Source organism: Legionella sainthelensi, assembly GCF_900637685.1.
GTDB lineage: Bacteria > Pseudomonadota > Gammaproteobacteria > Legionellales > Legionellaceae > Legionella > Legionella sainthelensi.
In genome coordinates this window covers 136,482-158,509 of record NZ_LR134388.1, presented here as the reverse complement: position 1 = coordinate 158,509, position 22,028 = coordinate 136,482, and the positions used below count along the sequence as shown (strand labels likewise).

Below are 22,028 nucleotides of genomic sequence, written 5' to 3'. Positions count from 1 at the left end.
CAATAAAGGTATGATAACTAAATTGCAGTTCAAGGAGTAGAGCGATGACCGTTTTTATTAGAGCAGCTAAAAGATTAATGCTTCAATGCCTAGATAAGTCGATGGAAGATTCGAGTGCCAAAAACCAAAGCTGGTTTGGCGGCTTTAGAAACGCAGAGCTTTCTGAGGCACAAAAAGAGTTAACTCTTAAATTAAGGAGACAAATTGATGACTTTGTTCCCAAAGAAACAGATTTGCAAAGTTTGCTTGCTTTAAAAAAAGCAATCGCCGAACTTGATGCGGAAGTTGAAGGAAAGCGCAAAGAATATCAATTTCCTCGTGGAAATTTGAATACAACCTTAACCGAAATGAATTCCAATTTGGAACGATTTTATAATACTATTTCCACCTTATCCTTTAAGACCACTGAGGCAACTGTCCCTTTTCCTCTGTGTGATATAGAAAACTCAAAACATCCCTTCAATATTCTTTGTGCCCATGCCGCATACTATTTCGGTGAAAATATTTTTAACCCCGTCGATGAAGGCTATATCGTGAAGGCTGTTTCATCGCTTGTCGGGGCTACATCGACGGTGAGCGTTAGAGAGCACAAAGAAGCATGTTTACTTTCTCATCTGAAAAAATGTGATGACCTATTAAAAGGGGTAAAAGAAGGAGAGGAATTTGATGGAATGCGTCAAGAATTGGTGCTTCGAGAAGTGGATGCGATTAAACGGGAAAATGCTGAAATTTGTAGGCAAGCACAACCCATAACGAGCGTTCCCGTAAGTCTCTCATTTTTTGCCACAGCGAATGTGAAAGCGCCCACGCTCAAACCAAGTAGAGGTCGATTAGAAGTATGTATGCAGCACGTACTCGAAGAAATTGCGTCGCTTAAAAAATCAGTTGTCATGGAACCACTGTCGCTTTAATTCCAGCGAGAAACATAGCCTGGGGAAATCTAGGCTATGAAGTTAACTCACCACAAAGATCTGTTTCTATTAATTGCTTAATTTTTAAAATATCCAATCTTTTGCTCAATAAATACAACAACTTGCAATGGGCTGCCTCTGGAGTCATATCGTGGCCGCTAATAAGTCCTGCTTCTTTTAAAGAGTGTCCTGTAGCATATTGGCTCATCTCCACGCCCCCTTGCTGACATTGAGTGCAATTAATAATGATTACCCCGCGTGCGCAAGCATCTGTTAATTGTTTTAAAAAACGCAGATCATTATTTTGTGCATTCCCTGCGCCATACGTCTCTAAAATTAGACCACATAAGGGTTGATTTAATATGTATGCTAAAACATCCGTAGCAAAACCTGGAAATAACCTAAAATTAGCAATAAATTGAGGCTCAATAGTTTGTAGATGAAATGGCTTTTGTGGTCTTTTTAACAAAAGGTTTTGATGTACTTTAATATCAATCCCTATAGATGCCAAATGAGCATAATTGGGAGAGTCAAATGCTTTAAACCCCTGGGAACTTATTTTTTGCGTGCGATTCCCACGCAACAAATGTTGATTAAAATAAATGCATACCTCATGTATTGGTTGATGTACACATAACCATAAAGAAGTAACGACATTATCAATAGCATCATTACGAACTTCAGATAAAGGAATCTGAGAACCAGTAAGAATCACAGGCTTTCCTAAATTCTCCAACATAAATGATAACGCGGAAGCCGTGTAAGCCATGGTGTCAGTACCATGAAAAACGACGAAGCCATCAAAATGATCATAGTCATCTGCAATATCCTTAGCAATTCTGTTCCAATCATGTACCGTCATATTGGAGGAATCGAGTAAAGGTTGGTATTCCTTAATAATATATTCAGGCATATCTTGATGCTGAAGCAAAGGAATTTGCTGTAATGCTGATGCCACATAACCCAAGGATGGTTCATAACCATTTTTTGTTTTGATGCAACTAATGGTCCCACCGGTATTAAGTATTAGAATTCGCTTGCGCATGAGATCGCCACTTAGAAATTTTGTTCCAATTATATAACTAAACGAGTGGCGACTCACATCAATTCTTGTAATTTATATCAAGCTTGAGATATAGATTTTATTAGAACCAGTGCCATTTGGTTTGCTTCGGGCCATATAACGATTTATATTTCTACTCAAATTGATGTAAATTTAACGATGAAAACCACCGATAAATCACCAGCACTGCAATATAAATATCAAATCAGCTAAATTTTAAGACATAAGTATCTTGAAAAAACAATTCAATTTATTTACAATCATTATCCAATTTAATCTTAATGGTGATTATAATGCCAGAACCAATTAGTATAAAAGATCAAGCTTGCCATACATTTGCTTTAAGCGGTGATGTGACTGGAAAAAGAGATATCAATAAGCTTTTTGAAGATCTAACCAATCGGATCGGATTTAGACTTAACTTCGGTGAAGGATTAAATGAAAACCAGCTGTACAAGGTAAGACAACAAGTCATGAATCTTATATCCAACCTTAGAGATGAAACAGTGGAAGAAGCTGATGACCTCTATGTATGTGGTGGATTTAGAGAAGGACAAGTTAGTCCTGAACATTTGTGGCTAGAAGACAGAGCTACTGGCTATACTTATGATACTTTCATAAACCAGCCAATTGTGCGAATCAAAAGTGTCGGTGTTGACGGTATGCCTTTCAGACCCGGATGTGAAGGAAGTCCTTTTAAAGGGGATGAAATATTTAGAGTAAAAGTGAGTGGTTATACTGCTGGACAAATCGCCGCGTTAACTGCTTTTGCTCCTAAGCCATCAAAATCAGGTATTTTCTCAGGTCAAAATGATAAACATGATACAACAAAGCCTGAAGATCGAAACAGTTTGAGCCTGCGCTAGAACTCTAATCGAGAGTTGAAAAAGCAAATGAAGCAGGTTTTGCTATTTTTAATGTGTCACTACAAAAGTAGTGACACATTTGTACATTTATAATGCCCTAATAATTTTTTTCTGGAATTACTGCGCCTGATAGAACTCGCATTTACCTTCAAAATTAGCATCTCTCCTGTTTTTCTCTGAACAACTTTTCTAATTATAGTGTTGCACAACTCCCCCTGGAACTAATTTAGTATCCTAATCCAACCCACATCTTAGCTCCATCCACCTAGTATCTTTAAAAAAGAGACTCTTTAACCGTTATTACCAGGCAGCAACAGACTCATTTTGATTGTTCTATTGCAGCTTAATCTTCCATTATTTGTAAATTTTTTCATTCATGCACCCACAGGAGAAAATATGTACCTATAATTAAATTGATGGTTATTAAAACAGCAATGAGGTCGCATCATGCCCAAATCCAAAAAGACAACTGCAGCGTATAATGCTTTGTTTCAAGAATTTTCACCTCCATCAGTTGGATTAAATCGTAAAAAGGAAGCTTTTTTAACAGTGGATACGGGGCAGTCCTGCCATGTGTTTGCTACAGCAAGTGCACCCAGTTGGACTACAAGAGATTCAGTCAACAAGAAATATGAAACTATCGGTACTGAGAAAGCAATGCGACGCTTACAACAGCAGATTAATCATGATCTTGACGAAGAAGATAAAAAGAGAATGAATCCAGAGTATGTCATACAGCCCTTTCCCCAGCCATCCGTAGAGGAACGAACGCAAGAGCGCAAAGCCAACATGGAGGAAATTCTTCAGCTTAGAAATCTGCAAGAAACGGTATTACCAGTGGAAAATATGTACCTTTGTGGCGGTTTTCGTGAAGGAAAAATGACTCCTGAACATATGTGGATCGAAGACCATACAAACAATAAAACCTATGACACATTCATTAATCGCGGCGGTGTCGCCGTCGTAGATGGAGTAGGTAAAGACGGGGAAGCCTTTAAACCTGGATGCGAAGGAAGTGCATTTAAGGGAGAAGATATTGGTCGGGTTAAAGTAGCTGGGTACACCTATGGTCAATTGATTGCCATCGCTTCTGGGGCTGAGAAGCAGCCACCTTTTCCCGATTCAATTGCCAACACACCACAAGTGTTAATGGCCATGGAGACTGTGAAGCTCGTCAACGAAGCGCTAGCAAAAGTACCTCCACCCGCGCTCACAGAAGCGGAACAAAACATATTAAAAAAAGTACAAGAGGAGCAAATAAAAAAGAAGTCCGATATCGAAATAAAAAAAGTGGTTACTGATTTGACCGGAGCAGATAAAGTTAACTATGAAAGCGCATTGGATAAATTAGCAGACGAAGCGAGGCAACAAAGAGAAGTGGCTACTGCAATCGTAGGGAGAGGTTTTAATCCCTTTGTGAAATTAAGCCAAGATTTAAGTGCCATTAAACCCGACCCCATTACAAATACTGACTCAATCGATGAAGCCGTTCGCCTCAAAAACGGTTTATTGGAAGAAATAAGAACGCTGGAGCAGAAAAAAGGTACTATCGCTCCAGAATACCAAGAAAAATTTCAACTAAAAATTGACGAAGCAAGAAATAGAATTAGCTCCGCACTCCCAGAAAATATAGAGAAGTTGGGGCAAGACTTAAATTCCATAAAACCTGAGCAGATAAAACAATCTAAAACGCTAAGAGAGGCAAACAACCATTTTGAAACGCTTACTAACAAAATACAGCAACTTGAAGAGAAAAAAAATACCTTGCCAGAAAAATATCAAGCAAAATTTCAAGAGAAAATTGATACGTTAAAACAATCAGTTAACGCAAACTTTGACGACAAGGTAAAGGTCCGAGAAAAGGTAGAACAAATTCGAAGAGCCGCAACAGATTATTTAGAATGGTCTAATAAAAACGCCAAAGGTTTTCGCTTTAGTTTCTTATCTCATGGTTCATATGGTAGGGAGCAAGCACAAAAGTTATTAACCATGATTCAAAATCAAGATACACCTATGGCCAATATATTAAAAGTGGCGAATGAAACGGTTAAAACTTCCGGCACCAATAAAAACTCCTTTAGTCGTTATTTATATGATGAGCTACAGGGTAAGAAGAATCTTGTTGGTGTTGATTCACTTACTCAAAACTTTAAAGATTATAAAAAACAGATGAGCACTATATTACATAAGGAAATAGAAAAAGAAGAAACAAACACGAAGGGTATGCAGATCTAGGAATGTATCACTTGAATATAAAGTTCATCTAAAAGAAAAGGGTGTGGTTTTACTTGGAAGTGATAGTGAGGAGATGCTTTGTCCTTGTGTTAGAAGTTTGGTAGTTGCCCTAGCATCAGCGCCTTGGCGTCAATTTTTAAGTTGACGCTTATGTGCATCTTATTAGAGATTTTACCTTGCAACATACCTTCAAGAGCTCCCTGTTTTCACAGAAGGTGACACCCTTTTCATCTCACAAAAGCAAAGACCGATGTTGATCGGTGGGCACAATGCGTCCACTTTCGTCACAATCTCATATCATTTATAAACTTTTTACTCATGCCCACACAATAGTAAATATGTATCTATAATTAAAATGATGGTTATTAGAATAGCAGTGAGGTAACGTCATGCCTAAATCCAAAGACACAACGCCAGCTTATAATGCTCTATTTCAAGAGTATTCGCCTCCTTCAATTGGATTAACTTCAAAGAAGAAACCTTTTTTAACAGTTGATACAGGGCAGTCCTGCCATGTATTTGCTACAGCAAGTGCACCGAGTTGGGAAAAAAGAAAATCAGTAAACGAAACATATGAAAACATCGGTACCGCTAGAGCATTTGAACGCCTGGAAAGGCAAGACCAGCATGAATTCTCCGAAAAGCGAAAAAAAGAAAGAGATCCACAATATGTCATAAAACCGTTTCCAGAACCATCCGTAGAGGAACGAACGCAAGAACGTAAAGCCAACATGGAGGAAATTCTTCAGCTTAGAAATCTGCAAGAGACGGTATTACCAGTGGAAAATATGTACCTTTGTGGCGGTTTTCGTGAAGGAAAAATGACTCCTGAACATATGTGGATCGAAGATCACACAAACAATAGAACCTATGACACGTTCATCAATCGTGGCGGTATCGCCGTCGTTGAAGGAGTAGGTAAAGACGGGGAAGCCTTTGAACCTGGATGCGAAGGAAGCCCATTTGAAGGAGATGAAATCGGCCGGGTTAAAGTAGCAGGGTACACCTACGGCCAACTCATTGCCATCGCTTCCGGAGCTGAGAGTGACAAGCCGTTTCCCGATTCAATAGCCAACACACCGCAAGTGTTAATGGCTATGGAGACTGTGAAGCTCGTCAACGAAGCGCTAGCAAAAGTACCTCCACCCGCGCTCACAGAAGCGGAACAAAACATATTAAAAAAGTACAAGAGGAGCAAATAAAAAAGAAGTCCGATATCGAAATAAAAAAAGTGGTTACTGATTTGACCGGAGCAGATAAAGTTAACTATGAAAGCGCATTGGATAAATTAGCAGACGAAGCGAGGCAACAAAGAGAAGTGGCTACTGCAATCGTAGGGAGAGGTTTTAATCCCTTTGTGAAATTAAGCCAAGATTTAAGTGCCATTAAACCCGACCCCATTACAAATACTGACTCAATCGATGAAGCCGTTCGCCTCAAAAACGGCTTATTGGAAGAAATAAGAACGCTGGAGCAGAAAAAAGGTACTATAGCTCCAGAATACCAAGAAAAATTTCAACAAAAAATTGACGAAGCAAGAAATAGAATTAGCTCCGCACTTCCAGAAAATTTAGAGAAGTTAGGGCAAGACTTAAATGCCATTAAGCCTGAACAGATCAAGCAATCGAAAACCATGAAAGAGGCAAGAGGACAGGTTGAAATCCTTAACAACAAAATACAGGAGCTTGAGGAGAAAAAAAATACCTTGCCAGAAAAATATCAAGCAAAATTTGAAGAAAAAATTAATACATTAAGACAATCTGTTCAAACTGAACTTAAAGAAAAAGAAAAGATTGAAGTGACGGTAAATCACATCAAAGACGCTGCGACAAAATATTTGGAATGGTCTAAGAAAAATGCTACAGGTTTTCGCTTTAGCTTTTTATCTCATGGTTCACATGGCAGGGAACGAGCCCAAAAATTACTTGACATGATTCAAAATGAAAATATGCCTATGGCAAATATATTAAAAGTAGCGAATGAAACAGTTAAAACGTCTGGCACCAACAAGAATTCTTTTAGTCGCTATTTACATGATGAGCTAAAAGGTACAAATCTTACTTTTACAGATTCACTTACTAAAAACTTTAAAAATTATAAAGAAGAGATGCGATCGCTATTGCATAAAGAAGTGGAAAATGAAGAGAAAAACACGAAAGGAATACGGATGTAATATTGTATCAATCCTTACTTAGTATGAGAGAGCGTGGTTTTACTCAGAACCCCGATTCTGGATACACCGCACTCGCTTTAAAAGACTTGTAGTCGGGTCGAACTTACCAAAAGATCCTGCTTTCGCAGGGGTGACATTCTTCTCATCTCGCCAGCAAGTGCCGATTTTTCCTGAGTTAAAACGACTAGGCACGATAGCTTAGTCCATGTTGATGAGGTGCAATGCGCCCCCCCTTCGTCGCAATAATACCATATCATTTGTAAACTTTTTATTCAGAGACACACAATAGCAAATATGTATCTATAATTAAAATGATGTTCATTAAAATAGAAAAGAGGTCACATCATGCCTAAATCCAAAAACACAACTCCAGCTTACAATGCATTGTTTCAAGAACATGAGCCCCCTTCAGTAGGAAAAAATGAACGGCGTGGCGGGCATTTTATGAAAGTTGACAAAGGGCAATCCTGCCACGTATTTGCGATAGCGAGTGCACCGACTTGGGAAAGAAGTAACGAAGTGAACGTAGCATACTCTAATATCGGTACTGAAAGAGCAATGGAACGCTTAAACAGACAGTTTCAACATGAGTTTGCTGAAGAGGACAAACAAAGGCTAAATAGGGATTATGTGATACAGCCTTTCCCAGAGCCATCAGAAGAAGAGAGAACTGAAGAACGCATGTCTAACATGAGAGAAATTCTTGATGTTAGAAATCGACAAGAGACGGTATTACCAGTGGAAAATATGTACCTTTGCGGCGGTTTTCGTGAAGGAAAAATGACTCCTGAGCATATGTGGGTAGAAGACCACTCAAACAATATATCCTATGATACGTTCATCGACCGAGGTGGTATCGCCGTCGTAAATGGCGTAGGCAAAGATGGAAAACCATTTAAACCGGGATGCGAGGGACATGCGTTTAATGGAAAAGATATTGGTCGAATTAAGGTAGATGGATATACCTATGGCCAACTCATTGCCATCGCTTCTGGGGCTGAGAAGAAGCCTCCTTTTCCCAATTCAATAGCCAACACCCCTCAAGTGCTAATGGCCATGGAAACCGTTAAACTCGTAAACGAAGCATTAGAAAAAATTCCTGGCCCCATACTGACTGAGGATGAAAAAAGAGTAGTAAAAGCAGTACAGGAGGAGCAACTAACAAAAGACTCTGACACTGCAATAAAAAAAGTGGTTACAGATTTAAAACAACCTGAAAAAGGATTCTATGAAAGTGCGATGGCAAAATATGCAGAGGTAGGAAGACTGCAAAGAGAAGCAGCTCGCGCAATCGTAGGTACAGGTTTTCATCCTTTTGTGAAGTTAAATCAAGAATTAAATGATGCTATTAAACCTGAACAGATAACGCAATCTAAAACATTAAAAGAAGCACACGGTCATTATGAAACGCTTATCAACAAAATAAATGAACTTGAAGAGAAAAAAAATACCTTACCTGCAGAATATCAAGACAAATTCCAAGAGAAAATTGATACGTTAAGAAACTCAGTACAAACGCAATTTGACGCAAAGGTAAAGGTTCGAGAAACAGTAGAGCAAATTCGAAGGGCTGCAACAAGTTATTTAGAATGGTCCAATCAAAACGCTACAGGCTGGCGACTCACTAATTGGTCTTATGGTTCATATGGAAGGGAACAAGCACAAAAACTACTTGACATGATCAAAAATGAAGATACACCTATGGCTAATATATTAAAAGTAGCGAATGAAACGGTTAACACGTCCGGTACCAACAAGAATTCATTCAGTCGTTATTTACATGATGAGCTAAAAGGTACACATCTTGTGGGTAAGGACACGCTTACTGAAAAATTTAAAAATTATAAAGAGGAGATGAAAACTCAATTGCGTGTCGAAACGGAAAAAGAAGAGAACAATACGAGAGCGCGGATATAAGAGAGTATCAATCATTTATTTAGTATAAGTTTCGTATAAAGGAATATAATTTTAACTCGAGCATCGAGTTTTGATGCTCACTAGTTTTCCTGAAAGCGGGGTCATGTTAATGAGGTGTAATGCCACTATTGAAATGAGTTTCCGCTTTCGCGCGAATGATAAAGACCTTCAGTTAACGCAGTATAACCCGACCAACACCTTTACTTAGTCGATAAGAAGATGCCAGACTCCAGGCATTGATATGATCAATTAATAAAAAATAATTTGTAACAATGGTTATTGAATTACAACAGGATAATTTGATAATCCTATTTGCAATTAAATATTTTGCAGATTTGTTATTCGCACCCTCTCCTCCCCAAAAAAATTAATATGCGTCTATAATTAAATCGGTGACTTTTAAAATATCAACGAGGTCAAATCATGCCCAAATCCGATAGAACAACTCCAGCGTACAATGCCCTGTTTCAAGAACATTCATCCCCTTCCGTAGGATTAGATCGATATAATCGAACTTTTCCAACAGTTGATACTGGACAGTCTTGCCATGTGTTTGCGACAGCGAGTGCACCTAGTTGGGAAAAAAGAAAATCAGTAAATGAAACATATGAAAATATCGGTACCGCTAAAGCATTCGAACTCATGGACAGACAGGATCAGCATGAACTTGCTGAAAAGCGAAAAAAGAGACAAAATCCAGAATATATCGAAAAACCATTTCCAGGGCCATCAGTAGAAGAGCGACGCCTAGAGCGCAACTCCAACATGGATGAAATTCTTGAGCTTAGAAATTTGCAAGAAACGGTATTACCAGTGGAAAACATGTACCTTTGCGGTGGGTTTCGAGAAGGAAAAATGACCCCTGAGCACATGTGGATCGAAGACCATACAAACAATAGATCCTATGACACATTCATTAATCGCGGTGGTATCGCCGTCGTAAATGGAGTGGGGGTTATAGGCCAACCCTTTAAACCCGGATGCGAAGGACATGCATTTGACGGAGATGATATTGGTCGAGTTAAAGTAGCCGGGTATACCTATGGCCAACTGATCGCCATTGCTGCTGGAGCCGAGAAAAAACCGCCTTTTCCCGAATCAATAGCTAATACACCACAAGCATTAATGGCCATAGAGACTGTCAAGCTCGTCAACGAGGCGTTAGCAAAAATACCTCAACCCGTGTTCACAGAAGCGGAACAAAACATATTACGAAAAGTGCAACAGGAGCAATTAAAAAAAAGCTCTGATAAGGAAATAAAAAAGGTGGTTGAAGATTTGGTAGGTGCAGATAAGATTAACTATGAAAGTGCACTGGATAAATTAGCAGAAGCAGGAAGGCAGCAAAGAGAAACAGCTGTCGCAATCGTAGGAACAACTTTTAACCCCTTTGTGAAGTTAAGCCAGGATTTAAGTGCCATCAAACCCGAGCAAATCACAACAGCGCCATCAATAGAAGAGGCTACCGAACTTCGAACCAACTTACTAAGAGGAGTAGAAGCGCTCGAGAATAAAAAAGGGACTATCGCTATCGAATACCAAGAAAAATTTCAACAAAAAATTGACGAGGCAAGAAATAAAATTGAATCTGCATTTGCAGCAAAAGAAAGAATACCTTTAGAATTAATGCTCCAAGAGTTAAACAACACCATTAATCCTGAACAAATAAAGCAATCCAAATCGTTTAAAGAAGCAAAAAATCATTACAATGAGCTCATGAAGAAAATTAATCAGATTGATGAAAAAGCCAATACTTTGCCAGAAAAATTGCAAGGTGAGTTAAAAAAGGAAATTGAGTCCCTCAACGAAAAAATCAGACAAGAGTTTAAGACAAAGTTAGAGGCTCGCGCCATGGTAAGTAAGATCGAAACTGCAGCGACAAAATATTTAAGTTGGTCTAACCAGAATGCCACCGGCTGGCGCCTTAGTAATTTGTCTTATGGTTCCTATGGACGGGAGCAAGCACAAAAATTGCTTGACTTGATTAAAAATGAAGATACGCCTACTGCCAATATATTAAAAGCGGCGAATGATATCGTTAACACCTCAGGCACCAACAAAAATTCATTCAGTCGTTATTTATATGATGAGCTAAAATCCCAGCAACTTGTGGGCCAGGATACACTAAAGGAAAAATTTAAAAATTATAAAACAGAATTGCAAACTGAATTGAATCAAGAAACGTTAAAAGAGGAGAGAGATACAGGAATGCGCTTCTAAGTAAATCTCTTGATTAAATCCGGATCATGGCTTTATGATTCGGATTTAAAAAGACAGCTGAACAAGAGGAAAGTAAGGAACTCATTTAGTTATTTCCCTTGACTGAAATTAGCAAGCATTTTAACAAAAAATAGTGTTTTAGGAATGGCTTTTGAATAGCACCAACCAGCACTTTAAAACAGCAATGGCGGTTTATATAACGAACGTTCCAACATTATTTTTATTGTGAATGCCTCATCTAAACATTTTGTGACATTTTCCCTCACCGAATAAAACCCATTTTTAAATAATAATTACGGATTTAATTGCCAAGGTCTTGTAGTTTATGAAAGAATCAATACATTAGCGGTTTAATTGAAAACAGTGACATCATGGTAATTGATCGAGCCGGATATCGGCTGAATGTAGGAATTATCCTTGTCAACTCACAAAACAGAGTTTTTTGGGGAAGAAGAAGCGGTCATGATGCTTGGCAATTTCCACAAGGGGGATTAGCTGCTGGTGAAACATCACTAGAAGCAATGTTTCGAGAGTTGCATGAAGAAGTAGGATTAGATAAAGAAGATGTTGAGGTCATAGGCTCTACAAAACGTTGGCTTAGATACAGGTTGCCTAAGCAATATCTACGCCATGGCAGCGAGCCCTTAGTAATTGGACAAAAACAAAAATGGTTTTTGTTAAAGCTTACAGCCAGCGAACAAAAAGTAAAGCTTGATCTCAGTGATTCTCCTGAATTTGACAGTTGGCGCTGGGTTGATTTTCATGAACCCGAAGGGCAGGTCATCTTTTTTAAACGTCAAGTGTATATCCAGGCGTTAAAAGAGCTAGAACCTTTATTAAAAATAAAGAATCGCCGTACACCTTACGGACTCAAACGAAGAAAGAGGTAGTAATAAGCAGAGATGCTCAAGGTACTTAAACGGATAGTTCAAGAAGTCACGGCAGCAAGACAGCTTTCTGAAGCGCTTGGTGTTTTAGTGCAACAAATTAATAAAGCCATTAATGCGGAGGCTGCTTCCGTTTACCTTATCGATACCAAACATGCCGAATATGTACTTATCGCTACGGAAGGTTTAAACAAGCAAGCTCAATTTCGGGTACGCATTTCATTAGATAGTGGTCTTGTTGGGCTTGTTGGACGGCGTGAAGAGCCAATTAACATTGAAGATGCCCCAGCTCATCCTGATTTTTATCATAATCCTCTATTAGGTGAAGAACATCTGAAAGCGTTCTTGGGGGTGCCGATTATCCAGCATCGAAAACTCTATGGTGTTCTGATTGTTCAGCAAGCAGAACAGCGTCATTTTGATGATACAGAAGAGTCCTTTTTAATTACCTTGGCCGCCCAGCTAGGTGGAATCATCGCTCATGCAGAAGCTACAGGAGAGCTCGCAGAGTTGACGCTACCCAAGCCCATGGGGGTGACCAAAGTCGAAGTAAGCTCAGCAGCACTTACCGGGATTGGCTCCGTACCAGGAATTGGGATAGGTAGCGCTGTAGTTGTGTACCCTCCCGCAGATATCGACGCGGTTCCACTTCATCCTGTTGAAACATTGGATGAAGAAATCAAAGCATTTTATGAGGCGCTTGAATCCACCCGAGAGGACATGCACCGCTTAAGCAAACGCATGAAAGCAGTGGTAGCAGAAGACGAGCATGCACTTTTTGACGTGTATTTGCGCATTCTCGATAAAGACAGCTTGGGAGTGGAAGTTGAGCACGTCATTCGCAAAGAAAAAATTGGGGCACAAGCAGCTTTAGCTACAGTTGTAAAAAGCATATCGCCCAATTCGAAAGCATGGAGGACTCTTACTTACGCGAGCGTGCCAGTGATTTTCGTGATTTGGGGCGTCGTGTTTTAGCTGCATTACAATGGTCGCAACAAGAAGAGATTGTTTATCCCAAACGAACTATTCTTGTCGGTGAAGAGGTCACTGCCGCCGCCCTGGCAGAAGTGCCTGAAGGTTATTTAGCTGGAGTTGTATCAGCAAAAGGTTCAAATAACTCGCATGTTGCTATTTTAGCCCGTGCATTGGGTGTGCCCACAGTCATGGGCGTGCGTGGTTTAAAATTAGAATCTATTTCTAAGCGGGCTATTGTTGTCGATGGATATTATGGACAAGTTTATATTTCGCCCTCTAAATCCGTTCTTGCCGAATTCAAACTTCTTGAACAAGAAGAACAAGCATTAAATCAAAGCTTAATCAGTTTACGAGATAAAGCCGCAGAAACTATTGATAGCTACAAAGTTTCTTTACAAGTAAATACCGGATTGGCGATGGATGCGGGTTTATCAATGAGTGTGGGAGCAGAAGGAGTTGGTTTATATCGCTCAGAAGTCCCTTTTATGAGCCGGGATCATTTTCCTTCAGAAGACGAACAAACCATTATTTACAGACAAACATTAAAAGCTTTTGCACCACGTCCAGTAACCATGCGAACGCTAGACATAGGGGGCGATAAAGTACTCCCCTACTTCCCAGTTAAAGAAGATAATCCTTATTTAGGATGGCGAGGAATTCGAGTTACTCTGGATCATCCAGATGTCTTTCTAATGCAAGTACGTGCCATGATGCGTGCCAGTGAAGAATTAAATAATTTGCGTATCATGTTGCCTATGGTTACTAATTTAAGTGAAGTTGAGGAAGCAGCCTATCTTATTGAGCAAGCATTTACCGAATTATTGGAAGAAGGATGCGTCATTGAAAAACCTAAATTAGGGGTGATGATCGAAGTACCTGCGGCTGCTTATTTAGCTCGTGAAATTGCGAAGCGAGTTGATTTTATCTCTGTAGGGAGCAATGACTTAACCCAATACTTCTTGGCTGTAGATAGAAATAATGCGCGCGTCGCAGGCCTTTATGATGCGATGCATCCAGCAATGCTGCGTGTTTTACTCAAAGTAGTAGAAGGAGGACACGCCGCGGGAGTTGAGGTGAGTATTTGTGGCGAAATGGCCAGCGATCCTTTGGCAGTCATTTTGTTAATTGCCATGGGATTTGATACCTTAAGTATGAACTCTTCTAGTTTACCAAGAGTAAAATGGGTTATTCGTAATTTTGCTATTGCGAGCGCACGCAAAATACTTGCAGAAGTCCTGGAATTTGAACATCCCGCACAAATACGCTTTCATTTGCAAAAATCTCTGGAAGAAGTGGGCTTAGGCAGTCTCATCAGAGCTGGAAAATCTTTATAAAGATCAATATGATAAAAATTATATTCTGGGAAACAAGGGGGGCCTTGGAATTCTATGCGCTCTAAACCTAGATTCTTAGCCTCCACCCAAGCTACAATGGACGCCATTTTTTATTATACGAAGCATGGCTAGAGCGTCATCCACTAAATTCTAGACAAGGCACAAGTAAAGTGAGGTGAGGAAGTGTACAAAAGTACATAACAGCCGAACGAACTTGCAACATGGTCTCGAACTTAACAAGTGGCGCTATATAAAAAAGGAACCTAAAAATATATGCTCACTTTCCCCTATATCAATCCAATTGCTTTTTCAATAGGGCCATTAGAAGTCCATTGGTATGGTTTAATGTATTTGCTTGGCTTTGTCAGTGCCTGGTTATTGGCCCATTGGCGCAGTAAGCACTATAAATTAGACTGGACATCCGAACAAATCAGCGACTTGATCTTTTATGCCGCCCTTGGAGTAATTATCGGTGGCCGTATGGGCTATATGCTTTTTTATGATTTTCCTGAACTGATACATAATCCTCTGTCTTTATTTAAAATCTGGCAAGGTGGGATGTCTTTTCATGGCGGTTTGCTCGGCGTAGTAGTCGCACTGTGGATCTTTGCTTACCGCCAAGGTAAACCTTTTTGGGAAATTGGTGATTTTATTGCACCATTAGTTCCTATAGGTTTAGGAGCAGGACGTATCGGTAACTTTATTAATGGTGAACTTTGGGGGCGAGTAACTGACATGCCTTGGGGTATGGTTTACAGCCATGTTGATAACCAACCGCGTCATCCCTCAGAACTTTATGAGTTTGGGTTAGAAGGGGTGTGCCTGTTTTTACTCGTGTGGATTTATGCAAGTAAACCTCGCCCTACGGGCCGAGTGTCTGCTGTATTTTTAATGGGTTATGCAGTATGCCGAATCATTGCAGAATTTTTCCGACAACCCGATCCTCAATTAGGCTTTATAGCCTTCGGATGGTTGACAATGGGGCAAATTTTATCTATTCCCATGCTGTTGCTGGGAGTTTGGTTATGGTGGATTAAACGATGAAAACTTATTTGAATTTGTTAGAACATATTTTAAAAAATGGAGCAAGAAAAACCGATCGAACAGGGACGGGAACCTTATCCATCTTTGGATATCAGATGCGTTTTGATTTAAGCCAGGGATTTCCTTTATTAACCACCAAGAAGCTGCATACTCGCAGTATTGTGCACGAATTACTCTGGTTTTTAAGTGGAAATACAAATATTGCCTATTTAAATGAAAATGGGGTCACTATATGGAATGAATGGGCCGATAGCAACGGAGATTTAGGCCCTATTTATGGCAAACAATGGCGAAATTGGCCAACAACTGATGGCCGGACAATCGATCAGCTTAATCAAGTTGTACAAGAGATTAAATCCAATCCTGACTCTCGTCGCCTCCTGGTCAGTGCTTGGAATGTTGGTGAATTGGATCAAATGGCGCTCATGCCCTGCCATGCCTTATTTCAATTTTATGTTGCCAATAATACTCTTTCTTGTCAGTTATATCAGCGCTCTGCGGATGTATTCTTGGGTGTGCCATTTAATATCGCCTCTTATTCTTTGCTCACCCACATGGTTGCCCAACAATGCAATTTACAAGTAGGCGATTTTATATGGACGGGGGGTGACTGTCATTTGTATTTGAATCATTTGGAGCAAGCGCGCACTCAATTAACGCGAGAGCCTTTGCCCTTAGCCACTTTAAACGTTAAGCGTAAACCTCAATCGTTGTTTGAATATACTTTTGATGATTTTGAATTTTTGAATTATCAATCTCATCCTGCGATTAAAGCACCAATTGCTGTGTAACATATTTTTTATTAATACCCCGTCTTTTAGCTGGTTTAGCCAAAAAAGTCGGGGTGTAAAACTGTACGGATATTTTTTGAATATGATTGTGTAGTGACATTTGCGAATCAAGTCACCATAGGGTAAGCATTGCATCTAAAAGAGAAAAAGGATATTTAATGAATAAAAATAAAATCGCGCAGTTGCTAATGATTTTAATGGCTTGGTTAATAATTCTAATACAGGCTCATGCGTCATTGTCTATTATACCTAATAAAAATTGCCTCAGCAAAAATCATCTTGGTGATTGTGTCGTACAAATGACAGCTGGTTCTAGTGTACCGGCTACTGTCACCATTTTTAATAACTCGAAAAGAGTAACAGCAGCGAATATTCACGCCACTTTACCTTCTGATTGGACCGATGTTTCTCAAGATGCCTCCAATTGTGTTATTTTACCTCCACAAAAGAGCTGTGTCCTTAAATTTTTGCCTGGTAACACTGCACATCCAGCCACGTCGATACCTATCGTTGGTACTAGAACAAGCACTTCTTATATTACCATGGAAGTTGTTGCTGCCGGCTATACCATAGGAGGTTCAGTTGCCGGATTAACGGCTAACGGTTTAATTATTCGAAATAATGGCAAGGAAGATTTATCGATACCGGCGAACGCGACTTCATTTCAATTTCCAACACCTATCCCAGAAGGTGGAAGTTACGAGGTCACCATCGTACAACAACCAACTGGATTAACCTGCTCCATCGAAAACGCTTCGGGCACTGATGTTATGGGAAATGTAACCAATATAAGTATTGTCTGTAGTGTCCCTATGTATACCATTGGAGGGTCAATTTCTGGTCTAACGTCTAGTGGATTAACTCTGCTCAATAATGGTACCGATACTTTATCTGTGCCGGCTAACTCGACTTCATTTCAATTTTCTACACTAATTGCAGCGGGAGGAAGCTACAGCGTGACTATCCAGCACCAACCAGCTGGACTAACATGTACCATTGATAATGCTTCGGGCACTGATGTTATGGCGAATGTGACGAACATAAGCATTGTCTGTAGCGCAACGACGTATACAATCGGAGGTTCAATTTCAGGATTAACTACGGACGGCCTGGTCCTCCAAAACAACGGTGGCGACGATTTACCCGTTTCTGCTAATGCAACCTCATTTCAATTTTCTACACCTATCGCAGAAGGCGGAAGCTATGCCGTCACCATACGACACCAACCGGCTGGATTAACCTGTACCATTGATAATGCTACAGGTTACAATGTTATGGCTAACGTGACCGATATAAGCATTGTCTGTAGTGTAACGACATATACAATCGGAGGGTCAATTTCGGGATTAACTACGGACGGCCTAGTCCTCCAAAATAATGGCGGCGACGATTTATCCGTTTCTGCTAATGCAATCTCATTTCAATTTTCTACACCTGTTGCCGAAGGTGGCGGTTACGACGTGACCGTAAAGCAACAACCCAGTGGACTCAAATGTAGTGTGAGTAATGGGTCTGGTTCAAATGTTATGGCAGATGTGACGGACATAAGCGTTACTTGCGTGGTTTTATATACCTATGTAACCAATAGTGGAGCAAACACGGTATCTCTTTGTAATATTAATCAAACTACTGGGGTATTAACATGTCCAGGAACAACCGGTAGTGGATTTAACAATCCGCGTGCCATACATATTAATCCAACCGGTAGCTTTGCTTATATAGTGAATCAAAATAATGGCTTAATTACTCTTTGCAATGTGAATCAAACCTCCGGAGTATTAAATTGTCCAGGAACAACCGGCGGTTCCTTTCAGAGCCCTATTGATATTGCGATTAATCCTGCAGGCACTATGGCCTATGTCACTAATAGTGGAAATAACACCGTTTCTCAGTGTGTTATTAATCAAACCACTGGTGAGTTAAGTTGCCCGAGTACGACAGGCAGTGGATTTAACGGGCCGGGGGTATTACAGTAAACTCCGCAGGTACTTTTGCTTATATAGTTAATGAACTGGCTAATAATATTTCTGCATGTGGCATTGATCAAAGTACGGGTAATTTTACTTCTTGTGCTGTTTATACAGGAGACTTTAATCATCCTAATCGGATCACCCTGAATCCTGGTGGAAATTTTGCATACGTGAGCAATGGTTTTGGTGACACCACCCCTAGTCAAGTTTTTCTATGTAGCGTTGAGCAAAGTACTGGAGCCTTGACTTGCCCGGGCACAACAGGAAGTGGATTTAATCAACCTTTTGGCATCACGATCAACTCCGCAAATACTATTGCCTATATAGCAAATAGCGGCAATAGTTCCGTATCTTTATGTAATATTACTCAAAGTACTGGTGCATTAAGTTGTCCTGGAACAACTGGAAGTGGATTTACTAATCCAACTGGCATTGCAATAACCGGAAATCTGTAATTACACATCGTTTCATTTTAAATGGGCTCGCTCCTTGTTGCCATGAGCCCATTTAATAAGTCAAAACGGTCAACAGGTCGCAAGAGGTTCACATCGCTTAGATGTCTTCTTGCCCGCTACACCTCTATGTTTTGCGCAGCTATTATCGTTTGAAATACATCCAATAGATCCCCTCCTTGGTAGAAGCAGGTATTAGCTTATTCCCCTATTGGCAACCGATAATGAGCTCTGCAAGCTCCGTTGGAGGCATAGTTACCAAGCTATCTATAGCGGCATTTGTACTCACATTCGCTACTAACTCCATATTGAGTTCATTACTCAGTATAACAGCCTCATTTTGGGTGGGCAGCGCCATATTTGCAGCACTTAAGCTGCTGTAAGTATTCCAGGGAATACGGCCTGGAGTAAATTTTTGATTTTTATCAAATGAGCCACTAGCAAACTTTTGTGAAGGACCGAGAAGTTCGTTGCCACTTTTTACCATTCCTTCAGTAACTTGGATGTATGTTTTTTGTGGTGCTGCAATGAGTTTGAATTGCGTGCCCTGAATCGCAAGGGCGACAACAGGTGTTTGGATGAGACCTTTCTTTTTTCCAGTAGATTTGTATTCAATTGCACCATTATTTAATTTGGCTTTTAATTTTAATGCTGCCTGTGGTGTATACGCCACAGTCTCATAATTAGAGTTTTTTTGTACCGCGACAAGAGTACCGTTTTCATATTGAATATCTATTTTGGCATTCGCTTTAGTGATGATTGATTCTCCTATATGAATAGTTGAGCCTGGAGAAAGTATTCGTTGTATGTTGCCCTTTTTAGCGATTGCTGTATTGGTGACATTTAATACTTTAGCAACAGGTTGTGCTACTGCATTGATGGAGTAAAAGAGTACACTGATAACCATTAAATTTTTCATTTGCTTTCCTAGCAATATATTAATTAAACAATAGACAACACTTATTTTTGCGTATGAACAAACACACCGTTCCAGTCTTTTGGCGGTGGTTTTTGAATGAACTCTTCAATACGACTCAAAAAAATTTGATAAAGATGCCGTTCGGGATCTCGTGCCAGTAATTTTAGAAATTGTTCTTTTGCCTTGTCCCACTCTTGTCCATAATAGCATTTTAATCCTTGCTCATATTCTTGTAACCCGGCTAAAAGCTCAGGTGAAGCATCTTGTTTATAGCCTAAAGGCTCATAAATTTTTAATGGAATATGTCGTCCCTTCACGGTAATTTGATCCACTAAACGCCATAGAAAAGGAGTCTCTTTCATTTGTGATGACTCATTAACTAAGATAGGAATTTGATAGTATTTGGTTAAATCTTGTAACCGTGATGCTAAATTTACGGTATCACCTAGGACTGTGTAGGAACGACGAAACTCTGATCCCATGTCTCCTACATCCATTAATCCCGTGGCAAGTCCCATACCTATCCTGATGTAGGGCAAGTTCACCTCTAATAATTTTTTATTAATTTCTTCTAAATTATCTTTAATCGTTAAAGCGGCTGAAATAGCATGATAACAGTGATCGTCATCAGGTAAAGGCGCCCCCCAAAAAGCCATGATCATATCGCCCACGTATTTATCGATTGTGCCTTTATGACTAAAAATAATATCCGTAATTGGCGTAAAAAACTCATTCAGTAACCGTTTAATTTCTTTAGCCTCTAAATGTTCACTTAAGGTAGTAAAATCACGGATATCTGCAAAAAAAACTGTCATCTCACGCGTTTCACCTTCCATACTGTACGTTTCTGAAAAATCCGTAAGTTTCTTTACATAAGAAGGAGGAACATATTGCCCAAATAATTGTTTTATTTTGTTTTTTTGTCGCTTTTCAAGGATGAAATCATATGAAAAATTAATAATTGCTAATAAAGTACTTAATAAAAATATTAGTGCTGGGGCAATAAAGATATTTTGATAATTAAACAATAAAAAAGAAATGCCTGAAATTACAATAATAATAAGAAAATAAAAAAGCAGCAGGATAAAAGGACTACACAAAGGAAATGCGAGCACTAAAATACCACCTAATGCACAAATCGTCAGTATGCCCGTGATGGTATTCCAATTAAATTCGACCAGGGCTGCTTGAGTCAAAATGGCTGTAATTATATTGGCATTTATTTCAGCGCCTGGAAAAGTTTGAGATAAAGGAGTTTGGTGGAGATCAGCTAAAAGTACCATAGTGGAACCAACAATCACAATGGAACCAGCAAGCTCATTGGGTGATAGTTTCTTTTGTATCACATCACTTGCTGAATAGTAATCAATAGTGCCTGGTAATCCCCAAAAGGGGATAAGTATTTGCCCTTTATGATTCGTCGGGATAAAAATATCTTTAATGGTGATCCCATCTAAAAGTTCTTTACCACGACTCACATGCGTCACTAATTTTACGTGATCCGCCGCTAGATATTGCATCGCAGCTGCAAGCGCAATGTTTGCATACAATTTATTGGCATAATTTCCTAATAAGCTTCCATGCCGAATTACACCATCAAGATCTGGAATATTGGAAACGAAACCAGCATGGGGAGAAGCCTTTAAGAATAAAGGTAAAATTCCATTATACCCCAAAAACTCAGGTACAATGTAATTCGTGGCATCAATAGGTTGCTTATTTTGATCCAGCAAAGGGCGAGGTAAAGCACCTTTTTTTACCTGCGCATCATAATGTAATAAATAACCGAGAACGGCATTGTTACTTGATAAGGAAGAAGCGAAAATTTGATCATTATCGACATAGGGTTCTATCTCACTCAGTAGGTGCAGAATTTGCTGTTGCATATCCTTTTGTGCAAAAGGTAGTTGAGCTACTTTTTCTTTTAGACTTAGGGCATAATTTTTTTCAACCTCAGAAAACACGATGTCAAAAGCAACAACCTGTACCCCAAGATTTTTTAGATTATTCAGTAGGAGAGCGATTTTATCGCGCGGCCACGGCCAACGACCTTCTTGTTGGACAGAATAATCGTCAATATCGATAATCGCTACTCTCGGGAATTGCTTTTTTTGATGTAAACTCAATTTGGATAAATAATCATAGACAAGACCATTAATACGATTTAAAAAAGCAGGTTGTTCACTTTGTAATAAAAGAATAAAAATGAGGCAGAGGCTCCCCAAACCTAATTGAATCGTTCTAGTTTTAATTGCCTTAATCAAAGCCCCC

Annotated in this window: 15 protein-coding genes and 1 pseudogene; 13 read left to right on the top strand and 3 right to left on the bottom strand. The window is 39.5% G+C overall.

Annotation, left to right across the window (positions count from 1 at the left end; genetic code table 11):
* Nucleotides 1-44: 44 nt before the first annotated feature.
* Nucleotides 45-911, top strand: coding sequence for a hypothetical protein (locus tag EL220_RS00675; protein ID WP_027272444.1), 867 nt, complete (start codon nucleotides 45-47; stop codon nucleotides 909-911).
* A 34-nt stretch (nucleotides 912-945) separates the two neighbouring features.
* Here EL220_RS00675 and ansA read toward each other — a convergent pair whose 3' ends face one another.
* Nucleotides 946-1,956 carry an asparaginase gene (gene ansA / locus EL220_RS00670; RefSeq protein ID WP_027272443.1) on the bottom strand — a complete coding sequence of 337 codons (1,011 nt, stop codon included), beginning with the start codon at nucleotides 1,954-1,956 and terminating at the stop codon, nucleotides 946-948.
* Between the two features lie 311 nt (nucleotides 1,957-2,267).
* Between ansA and EL220_RS00665 the strand changes: the two genes are divergently transcribed.
* The 12 genes and pseudogenes from EL220_RS00665 to EL220_RS19745 all read left to right on the top strand — a co-directional run bounded on the left by EL220_RS00665 (nucleotide 2,268) and on the right by EL220_RS19745 (nucleotide 18,841).
* Nucleotides 2,268-2,840: a hypothetical protein gene (locus EL220_RS00665; RefSeq protein WP_027272442.1), complete on the top strand. Its 573-nt coding sequence runs from the start codon at nucleotides 2,268-2,270 to the stop codon at nucleotides 2,838-2,840.
* A 447-nt stretch (nucleotides 2,841-3,287) separates the two neighbouring features.
* On the top strand, nucleotides 3,288-5,075 hold the full coding sequence (locus EL220_RS00660; RefSeq protein ID WP_128130799.1) for a hypothetical protein: 1,788 nt from the start codon (nucleotides 3,288-3,290) through the stop codon (nucleotides 5,073-5,075).
* Between the two features lie 389 nt (nucleotides 5,076-5,464).
* Nucleotides 5,465-6,277 carry a hypothetical protein gene (locus EL220_RS00655; RefSeq protein ID WP_128130798.1) on the top strand — a complete coding sequence of 271 codons (813 nt, stop codon included), beginning with the start codon at nucleotides 5,465-5,467 and terminating at the stop codon, nucleotides 6,275-6,277.
* A gap of 77 nt (nucleotides 6,278-6,354) precedes the next feature.
* Entirely contained in the window at nucleotides 6,355-7,248 is an 894-nt protein-coding gene (locus EL220_RS00650) for a hypothetical protein (RefSeq protein WP_128130797.1), read from the top strand.
* A gap of 345 nt (nucleotides 7,249-7,593) precedes the next feature.
* Nucleotides 7,594-9,165: a hypothetical protein gene (locus EL220_RS00645; protein ID WP_027272440.1), complete on the top strand. Its 1,572-nt coding sequence runs from the start codon at nucleotides 7,594-7,596 to the stop codon at nucleotides 9,163-9,165.
* A 423-nt stretch (nucleotides 9,166-9,588) separates the two neighbouring features.
* Nucleotides 9,589-11,385, top strand: a complete 1,797-nt coding sequence (locus EL220_RS00640; RefSeq protein WP_027272439.1) for a hypothetical protein — start codon at nucleotides 9,589-9,591, stop codon at nucleotides 11,383-11,385.
* A gap of 371 nt (nucleotides 11,386-11,756) precedes the next feature.
* The gene (locus EL220_RS00635; RefSeq protein WP_027272438.1) at nucleotides 11,757-12,275 is read left to right on the top strand and encodes an RNA pyrophosphohydrolase; all 519 of its coding nucleotides are present in this window, start codon (nucleotides 11,757-11,759) and stop codon (nucleotides 12,273-12,275) included.
* A 12-nt stretch (nucleotides 12,276-12,287) separates the two neighbouring features.
* Nucleotides 12,288-14,581, top strand: a pseudogene (gene ptsP, locus EL220_RS00630) (phosphoenolpyruvate--protein phosphotransferase).
* A 273-nt stretch (nucleotides 14,582-14,854) separates the two neighbouring features.
* The gene (lgt, locus tag EL220_RS00625; RefSeq protein WP_027272436.1) at nucleotides 14,855-15,625 is read left to right on the top strand and encodes a prolipoprotein diacylglyceryl transferase; all 771 of its coding nucleotides are present in this window, start codon (nucleotides 14,855-14,857) and stop codon (nucleotides 15,623-15,625) included.
* The gene (gene thyA / locus EL220_RS00620) at nucleotides 15,622-16,416 is read left to right on the top strand and encodes a thymidylate synthase (protein WP_027272435.1); all 795 of its coding nucleotides are present in this window, start codon (nucleotides 15,622-15,624) and stop codon (nucleotides 16,414-16,416) included. Before lgt ends, thyA begins: the two co-directional genes overlap by 4 nt.
* A gap of 158 nt (nucleotides 16,417-16,574) precedes the next feature.
* Nucleotides 16,575-18,392 (top strand): beta-propeller fold lactonase family protein, encoded by a 1,818-nt coding sequence (locus EL220_RS00615; protein WP_232002563.1) that lies wholly within the window; start codon nucleotides 16,575-16,577, stop codon nucleotides 18,390-18,392.
* Nucleotides 18,383-18,841 carry a beta-propeller fold lactonase family protein gene (locus EL220_RS19745; RefSeq protein ID WP_414973832.1) on the top strand — a complete coding sequence of 153 codons (459 nt, stop codon included), beginning with the start codon at nucleotides 18,383-18,385 and terminating at the stop codon, nucleotides 18,839-18,841. The genes EL220_RS00615 and EL220_RS19745 overlap by 10 nt, the downstream gene beginning before the upstream one ends.
* A 205-nt stretch (nucleotides 18,842-19,046) precedes the next feature.
* Here EL220_RS19745 and EL220_RS00610 read toward each other — a convergent pair whose 3' ends face one another.
* Both EL220_RS00610 and EL220_RS00605 read right to left on the bottom strand, forming a co-directional pair.
* Entirely contained in the window at nucleotides 19,047-19,757 is a 711-nt protein-coding gene (locus EL220_RS00610; protein ID WP_027272433.1) for a FecR domain-containing protein, read from the bottom strand.
* A gap of 41 nt (nucleotides 19,758-19,798) precedes the next feature.
* Nucleotides 19,799-22,021: a CHASE2 domain-containing protein gene (locus tag EL220_RS00605; protein WP_232002561.1), complete on the bottom strand. Its 2,223-nt coding sequence runs from the start codon at nucleotides 22,019-22,021 to the stop codon at nucleotides 19,799-19,801.
* Nucleotides 22,022-22,028 lie beyond the last annotated feature (7 nt).

Excerpts from the sequence above, each read along its gene's own strand:
- lgt (WP_027272436.1), top strand. The coding sequence starts at position 14,855 with ATGCTCACTTTCCCCTATATCAATCCAATTGCTTTTTCAATAGGGCCA.
- EL220_RS00655 (WP_128130798.1), top strand. The coding sequence starts at position 5,465 with ATGCCTAAATCCAAAGACACAACGCCAGCTTATAATGCTCTATTTCAA.
- EL220_RS00645 (WP_027272440.1), top strand. The coding sequence starts at position 7,594 with ATGCCTAAATCCAAAAACACAACTCCAGCTTACAATGCATTGTTTCAA.
- EL220_RS00665 (WP_027272442.1), top strand. The coding sequence starts at position 2,268 with ATGCCAGAACCAATTAGTATAAAAGATCAAGCTTGCCATACATTTGCT.
- thyA (WP_027272435.1), top strand. The coding sequence starts at position 15,622 with ATGAAAACTTATTTGAATTTGTTAGAACATATTTTAAAAAATGGAGCA.
- EL220_RS00610 (WP_027272433.1), bottom strand. The coding sequence starts at position 19,757 with ATGAAAAATTTAATGGTTATCAGTGTACTCTTTTACTCCATCAATGCA.
- EL220_RS00675 (WP_027272444.1), top strand. The coding sequence starts at position 45 with ATGACCGTTTTTATTAGAGCAGCTAAAAGATTAATGCTTCAATGCCTA.
- EL220_RS00635 (WP_027272438.1), top strand. The coding sequence starts at position 11,757 with ATGGTAATTGATCGAGCCGGATATCGGCTGAATGTAGGAATTATCCTT.
- EL220_RS00660 (WP_128130799.1), top strand. The coding sequence starts at position 3,288 with ATGCCCAAATCCAAAAAGACAACTGCAGCGTATAATGCTTTGTTTCAA.
- ansA (WP_027272443.1), bottom strand. The coding sequence starts at position 1,956 with ATGCGCAAGCGAATTCTAATACTTAATACCGGTGGGACCATTAGTTGC.
- EL220_RS00615 (WP_232002563.1), top strand. The coding sequence starts at position 16,575 with ATGAATAAAAATAAAATCGCGCAGTTGCTAATGATTTTAATGGCTTGG.
- EL220_RS00640 (WP_027272439.1), top strand. The coding sequence starts at position 9,589 with ATGCCCAAATCCGATAGAACAACTCCAGCGTACAATGCCCTGTTTCAA.